Here is a 6,013-nt window from a genome sequence, read left to right on the forward strand (position 1 = left end):
AAGAAAACTATTTTAAATATAATCATTAATCTTTAATAAGAAATATAAAAGTTCAATATTTACAATTTTTGGTTTAAAATATCATCTAAAATATAAAAAATATCACATAAAATGGAAACTATATTAGCAAAAATTGTTGAAGCAAAAAAAGAATGGCTTTTTACCAAAAAAAGATTATTTCCTCTAGATATTTTCAAAGAAAATATTATAAAAACAGATAGAAATTTTTATGAAGCATTAAGTGCAGAAAAAGCTGTGTTTATACTTGAATGTAAAAAAGGTTCTCCGTCTAAAGGACTTATTCGTAAAAAATTTGATTTGAATGAAATAGCTTCGGTATATAAAAATTATGCTAATGCTATATCTGTTTTAACAGATGAAAAATTTTTTATGGGTAGTTTTGCAAATTTAGAAATTATCAGAAACCAAGTTACACAGCCAATCCTTTGTAAAGATTTTATAGTAGATGAGTATCAGATATATTTAGCTAGATATTATGGTGCAGATGCCATACTGTTGATGCTTTCTATTTTAGATGATCAAGAGTATAAAAAATTATCAAAAATAGCTAATCGTCTTGGTATGGGTATACTTACTGAGGCTAGTAATGAAGAAGAGCTTCAAAGGGCTATAAATTTAAAAGCAAAAGTTATTGGTATAAATAATCGCAATCTTAGAGATTTATCCATAGATTTAAATACTACTCGTCAGTTAGCACCAAAAGTACCTAAGGGTACTATTGTTATTTCAGAATCTGGAATTTATAAAAACCAAGAAGTAAGAGAGCTTAGAAAGTATGTAAATGGATTTTTAATAGGAAGCTCTATTATGGGAGAACGAAACCTTGAGCTAGCTGTAAGAAAGATAGTTTATGGTTTTAATAAAGTTTGTGGCTTAACATCTATAGATAATGCTCAAAAAGCTTATAATAGTGGAGCAGTATATGGAGGCTTTATATTTGCGAAAAAATCACCACGCTATGTAGAGTTTGATATAGCAAAACAAATTACAAAAAAGGTTAATTTAAATTATGTAGGCGTTTTTGTTGATGCAGATATTAAAGATGTAGTGAGAACGGCATATGGACTGAAATTAAATGCTATTCAACTACACGGTAACGAAGATCAAAGCTATATAAATATATTAAAATCTAAAATACATAGAAATTGTCAAATATGGAAAGCCTATGGTGTAGATAAAGCTATACCTAATTTTTTTGATAATGTTGATTATCATCTCTTAGATACTAAAATAGACGGACATTCTGGAGGAACAGGAAAAGCTTTTGACTGGGATCTTATGACTGATCAGAAAAATATAATTCTTGCAGGAGGTTTAAATTCTACAAATATTACTGAAGCCATTGAACTTAAGTGTTCTGCTTACGATATTAATAGTGGGGCTTTAGCATTCTTTATATCTTTTATCTTTTCTCTTTTGTTTATAACTTCTCTTAGTTTGGCACTATCTTTAATAATTAGTTCTGATAATGAGTTTGAAAACATATTATTCATTTTCATTAATACTTCTAAGTTAGTCCTTTGATTTTGAAAAAACCTATTCATTATTATAGATATTTTAGGTTCTTCTTTAACTTGGTAAGATTCTCTTATATCTGCAATATCTTCCAAAAACATTTGTACACCCATTATTGAAAATTCCTCAGGGTTTACAGGAATTAGTATATTATCTGACTTTTTAAGAGATAAAGAAAATACTGAATTTAAAGTAGTTAGGTTTGGAGGAGTATCAACAAGTATAACGTCATAAGTGTTTCTTAGGTAGTTAATACATAGTTTGTTAAACCAAGTTAGATGATGCTTGGGGGATTGTACGGTAAGAGCTTTTTCTATAAGACTATTTTTCAAAGAAGAAGGTATTACATCAAGTTCTTCTTTAACTTGAATTGCCAAATTGGATATTTTAGCATTGCCATCTATTAAATCATAAAATACAGGTATTTCAGAATTACAATCAAAAAAAAGATTTGTTAAGTTTGCTTGGACATCTAGGTCAATACAGCAAACTTTAAGTCCTATCTCACTTAAGGTATCAGAAAGAAGGTAAGATATAGTAGTTTTTCCAACACCACCTTTCAAATTTCCTATATATATAATTTTTCCTTTTTCAGATATTATTTCATCAGCAATTATTTTTTTAATTTGTGAAGGAGAAAGTAAGATTTGATTTCCATTAGTTCTTTCCAAATCTTTTTTTTCGAAAAGATTATTAACTCTAGCATTTAGAGTATGTCTTTTGATGCCAGTAATATTTGATAATTGTGATAACTTTAAGCTCATTTTCGCAAACCTGATTTAACAATATAATTAAAATTTAACCCATTAGTGTTAATAAATCAATATGTATGTAGATTATTAATAAGATGTTAAATACATTTTTTGACATTTTTTGTTAAATAGTAGAAATTATATATTTTTTGATGCTTTATTCATTTTTTATTTTGACTCAAAAAGTATAGATTATTATAACGCTTTAGATAAAGCGCATGTAGATGATGATTATGATGATTTCATCAACTTAATCGGTGATATTGTAAAAGAATCATTCAATCCTTATTGGTATACACTAGATGGAATTAAGGTCAGTTAACTTGACGATGCCCTCTTTATGAAAAAGATGATTTTTTTTGATAAAATAAACTATTGGCAACATTATAATTTGCAGAAAATATGAAAAACATATATAACCACTTATCGGAAAGATTCAGAGAAGACAATATTTTAATAACAGATTCACCATCTGTTATAAAGGAATGTATTCATAACCATAAACCTGTGTTAATGAAAGGGACTTTTAATAAAGATAATTTTATGAATAATTGGTCTCTTGAATATTTTGAAAAAAAATTAAATTTGAATACTAAATTGTTAGTAAAAAACCACACTACAAATATTAAAGAAAAACATTCATTAAAATGGATATTGGATAGAATGAAAACACAATTAAATGAAAGAGTTGATGATATATACTCATTACAGATGGCTCAAATCATCGCACGTGGTATATTTAAGCGTAGTAACCCAGTTGTACCAATTTTAGAAAAAGATTTTGTTATTCCAGAGTTTATTACTAAAAAAGATAGAATTGTTGAATCAAACTTATGGATCAATACTGGAGATATCACAACAAAACTCCACTACGACCCTTTTGATAATATATTAAGTTTAGTCAATGGAGTTAAGGAGTGGATACTTTTTCATCCATCAGAAAGTGATAAATTATACCAATCTCTAGAAACATCTATTTATAACGAAAATATGGAGAATCCAGAGTTTAGCAAATATGAAAAGTTTAAATCAGCTAAATGGAGCTATATTAAAATGCAGGAAGGAGATACTTTGTTTGTCCCAGCAGGTTTTTGGCATGCTGTTACCTCTTATGATTTAAATATTGCACTTAATACATGGTTCTGGCCTATAGATGAAAAGTTAGATATTATGTTTGATATACCTATCAGACATTTTTGGATACCTTACCTAAAATCAAGATTAAATAATGGACATATTTAGGGCATCGTCAAGTTAACTGACCTTAATTCCATCTAGTGTATAATTATAAAAAATTTATATTATTATGCTTACTCAAAAGCCTAAAAGATATCGTTATCCAGCAGAAATTATCAGTTATGCAATATGGGTTTATCACAGGTTCAATACTAGCTATAGAGATGTAGAAGAAATGCTAAGATACAGAGGAATACTCGTCAGCTACGAAACAGTAAGGGCTTGGAGCAATAAGTTTGGTAAATCTTTTGCTTACGTAATCAAAAAGAAAGAGCCTAAACCTACAGATATAGTTAATCTGATAATATTATGCTAAAGACGTGAGTAATAGCATCAGATAAATTATCAAAAGAATTATTTACTTTTCTTAAAATTCTTTTAAAATTGGCCCAAATTTTTTCTATAGGATTTAAATCAGGAGAATAAGTAGGAAGGTATAGTATCTGTATATCAAACTTCTCTGCTATTTTAGCCAATTTAGGAGACTTATGAAAACTAGCATTATCCATAACAACAGTAGTCTTTGGAATTAACTCAGGACATAAATGCTCTTCAAACCACTGATTAAGAATTTGAGTATCTGTATATCCAGTATACTCTAGCGGTGCTATAATCTTCTTTTCTAAATAGTTATAACCAGCAACTATACTTTTTCTCTGAGTTTGATAAGCAATAACTTCACCATAGCTAGGTTTACCAACAAGAGACCATCCTCTTAGTACAGACTGTTTATTATCCATACCCATTTCATCTAAATATACAAGTTTGTTAGGTTCAATAGTCTCAACAACCTCTATAAAACTTTGCCTATCTTGTTCTTTTCTTTGCTTATATTTAGGTGTCTTTTTTTAAAACTAAAACCAAGTCTGGTAAGACAATCATAAAATGTGCTTCTAGGTATTTCAGGAGCTAATGCTTCTCTAATATCTAAAGCCATTGCATCTGGATATGTTCTTAAGTAGCTTTCTATCGCTTCCTTATCTGTAAAGGTTGCTACTCTACCGCAACCCAAGCCTTGCTTAGATTTATAATCACCAGTTGTCTCGTATAAGTTTATCCAAGATCTAGTAGTACGGATATCTATATTAAAAAAATTACTTAGCTCTTTGTCTGTTAGGCCTTCTTTATATTTAGTTATTACGATATCTCTGAAATCTTGGCTATATGATGACATTTTTTCTAAATATTATAACATTATTGTCAAATAACTATCGGATTAACTATAAATGGCATCTAGATGAGATGATCATTAAAATGAATGGGGTTAAGTTTATACTATGGAGAGCTGTAGACTCTAATGGTCATGAATTAGATGTATTCTTACAGAAACGTAAGAATAAAAAGGCTGCAATACGCTTTCTAACTAGATTATTGGGTTATTACCCGTCACCACGAGTGATTGTTACAGATAAACTCTATAGTTATACAACGCCAATAAAGTGCATGACCAAAGCTGATCACAGAAGACATAAGGGTTTAAATAATAGAGTAGAAAATGCCCATCAACCAACACGCAGAAAGGAGAAGAGTCTGATAAAGTTCAAATCACCTGGTGGACTGCAAAGGACAGTAGCACTTATGGGTAAAGTTAGAAATATATTTGCAGTACCAGTAGGTCGGTATTTGCATTCTAGGGCAACACAAAGAACTAAGTTTGATGAGGCTATGAATATATGGCAAGAAGCATCCAAAGAGGTTTACTGTTTCTAAAATTTAGTGGAAGTGCTTTTCTACACCACAATTAGTTAACTTGACGATGCCATTTCATGTTGCTAAGCTATATCGTAAAAAGCTTGTAAATATCCGTAAATCAGAACTTAAGAGATTAAAGAGAAAGCTTTCTGATGAGCAGTATAGATCTTTTAAAGAAGCTATTTTTATATTGACTAAAGGTCGTGATTATTTTACAGATGATGAGAAAGATGCTGTAAATAAATTATTTGAATATTCTCCTAAATTACAGCTTGCGTATCAGTTTAGCAGAGAATTAGGTAGCATATTCGATAGTCATCATACTAAGCAAGATGCTACATTAAAAATCAATCATTGGATTGATAGAGTTAATAAATCTAATTTAAATTGTTTTAATGGTTTTATAACTACATTAGAAAAATATATTGATGAAATAACTAATTATTTTATTTCTCGTAATACTAGTGGCTTTGTCGAAGGGTTTAATAATAAAATAAAAGTTTTGACCAGACGAACATACGGTTTAAAGTCCGCTAAAAAATTATTTCAAAGAATTAAAATAGATACAGAGGGACTAGACATGTTTAGATTTAATTCTAATAAATACTTTACTTGTTAATCCACGGAAAAGAGAAAAGAACCGAGATTTTTTGAATTTTGGCATTATAATTTTTAAGCCTTAATAGATATAAATATCATATCAATAAAAAATAATTAATGAAATATCAATTATTTTTTTCATTAGCTCTATTTTGTTGTATTATGTTAAGATTAAATGAGTCATGTACTCGAGAACA

Annotated in this window: 6 protein-coding genes and 1 pseudogene; 5 read left to right on the forward strand and 2 right to left on the reverse strand. The window is 28.8% G+C overall.

Going from position 1 to position 6,013, the window contains the following annotated elements; translation table 11 throughout:
* Positions 1–111 precede the first annotated feature (111 nt).
* A pseudogene (trpCF, locus tag ACR0PV_RS10710) lies at positions 112–1,401 on the forward strand (bifunctional indole-3-glycerol-phosphate synthase TrpC/phosphoribosylanthranilate isomerase TrpF); the annotation flags it as partial.
* On the opposite strand, the gene ACR0PV_RS10715 reads toward trpCF, so the two are convergent.
* A complete protein-coding gene (locus ACR0PV_RS10715) occupies positions 1,383–2,300 on the reverse strand; it encodes a ParA family protein (protein WP_488173025.1) in 918 nt (305 codons plus the stop codon). The pseudogene trpCF and the gene ACR0PV_RS10715 sit on opposite strands and share 19 nt — an antisense overlap.
* 390 nt (positions 2,301–2,690) lie before the next feature.
* Between ACR0PV_RS10715 and ACR0PV_RS10720 the strand changes: the two genes are divergently transcribed.
* Together ACR0PV_RS10720 and ACR0PV_RS10725 are read left to right on the forward strand one after the other, a co-directional pair.
* On the forward strand, positions 2,691–3,530 hold the full coding sequence (locus ACR0PV_RS10720; protein WP_488173026.1) for a cupin-like domain-containing protein: 840 nt from the start codon (positions 2,691–2,693) through the stop codon (positions 3,528–3,530).
* 64 nt (positions 3,531–3,594) lie between these two features.
* Positions 3,595–3,840, forward strand: a complete 246-nt coding sequence (locus ACR0PV_RS10725) for a hypothetical protein (RefSeq protein WP_488173027.1) — start codon at positions 3,595–3,597, stop codon at positions 3,838–3,840.
* Here the strand turns inward: ACR0PV_RS10725 and ACR0PV_RS10730 are convergent.
* A protein-coding gene (locus tag ACR0PV_RS10730) for an IS630 family transposase (protein ID WP_488173028.1) occupies positions 3,818–4,698 on the reverse strand; the annotation gives its coding sequence in 2 pieces (ribosomal slippage) (positions 3,818–4,374 and positions 4,374–4,698; 882 coding nt in all). The genes ACR0PV_RS10725 and ACR0PV_RS10730 overlap by 23 nt on opposite strands.
* Between ACR0PV_RS10730 and ACR0PV_RS10735 the strand changes: the two genes are divergently transcribed.
* Positions 4,689–5,234, forward strand: coding sequence for an IS6 family transposase (locus ACR0PV_RS10735; RefSeq protein WP_488173029.1), 546 nt, complete (start codon positions 4,689–4,691; stop codon positions 5,232–5,234). The genes ACR0PV_RS10730 and ACR0PV_RS10735 overlap by 10 nt on opposite strands.
* A gap of 46 nt (positions 5,235–5,280) precedes the next feature.
* The gene (locus ACR0PV_RS10740) at positions 5,281–5,835 is read left to right on the forward strand and encodes an ISL3 family transposase (protein WP_488173030.1); all 555 of its coding nucleotides are present in this window, start codon (positions 5,281–5,283) and stop codon (positions 5,833–5,835) included.
* Positions 5,836–6,013 lie beyond the last annotated feature (178 nt).

This window comes from Francisella sp. AG1 (assembly GCF_057683165.1).